The following is a 983-nucleotide window of genomic DNA, read 5'->3' on the forward strand; positions in this document are numbered from 1 at the left end:
GAGATCACCGGCAAGACGCTGGGCGTGATCGGCCGTGGTGATCGAATTGCCGAAGGGCGTGTTCATCACGATGATGCCTTTCCGGCTAGCCGCCGGAATGTCGACATTGTCGACGCCGATGCCGGCGCGGCCGACGACCTTGAGCCTGGTGGCGGCATTGATCAGCTTCTCGGTGACCTTGGTCGCCGAGCGGATGGCGAGGCCGTCATACTGGCCGATCACTTCGAGAAGCTTTTCCTTGTCCTTGCCGAGATCGGGCAGGTAGTCGACCTCGATGCCGCGGTCCTTGAAGATCTGCACGGCGGTGGTTGAAAGTTTATCCGAGACGAGAACGCGGGGCGCCATGGCGGCCTCCTTGAAGAATGGGATTGATCCGTTTGGGATCGGCGGCCCGAAGGCCGCCGCGAATGACTCAGGCGGCCGCTTTCAGCGACGCCTTCTGCATGGCGAAGGCCCGGTCGAGCCAGGGCAGCAGTGCTTCGAGATCGGAGGTCTCGACGGTCGCGCCGCACCAGATGCGAAGGCCGGGCGGCGCATCGCGGTAGGAGCCGATGTCGTAGGCGACACCTTCCCTGTCGAGCGCCGAGACGATACCCTTGGCGAAAGCCGCCTGACCCTCGGCATCGAGCGCCGCCACGTCCGGATCGGTGAAGGACAGGCACACGGAAGTGTTCGAGCGCGTCGCCGGATCGACGGCCAGATGGCCGAGCCACGACGACCTGGCCACGAACCGGTCCAGCACCGCGGCGTTGGCGTCGGCGCGGGCGATCAGCGCTTCCAGGCCGCCGATCGACTTCGCCCATTGAAGCGCATCGAGATAGTCCTCGACGCACAGCATCGACGGCGTGTTGATGGTCTCGCCCTTAAAGATGCCCTCGATCAGCTTGCCGCCGGAAGTCAGGCGGAAGATCTTCGGCAGCGGCCAGGCCGGCTTGTAGGTTTCCAGCCGCTCGACGGCGCGCGGGCTGAGGATCAGCATGCCG

Annotated in this window: 2 pseudogenes; both read right to left on the minus strand. The window is 65.1% G+C overall.

What is annotated here, in order from left to right:
* Positions 1 to 345: pseudogene (locus EOA60_RS34665) on the minus strand (phosphoglycerate dehydrogenase); the annotation flags it as partial.
* Positions 346 to 412: 67 nt separating this feature from the next.
* Positions 413 to 983, minus strand: a pseudogene (locus EOA60_RS34670) (phosphoserine aminotransferase); the annotation flags it as partial.

The sequence above is a fragment of the Mesorhizobium sp. M1A.F.Ca.IN.020.06.1.1 genome, from assembly GCF_004023265.1.
Lineage (GTDB): Bacteria > Pseudomonadota > Alphaproteobacteria > Rhizobiales > Rhizobiaceae > Mesorhizobium.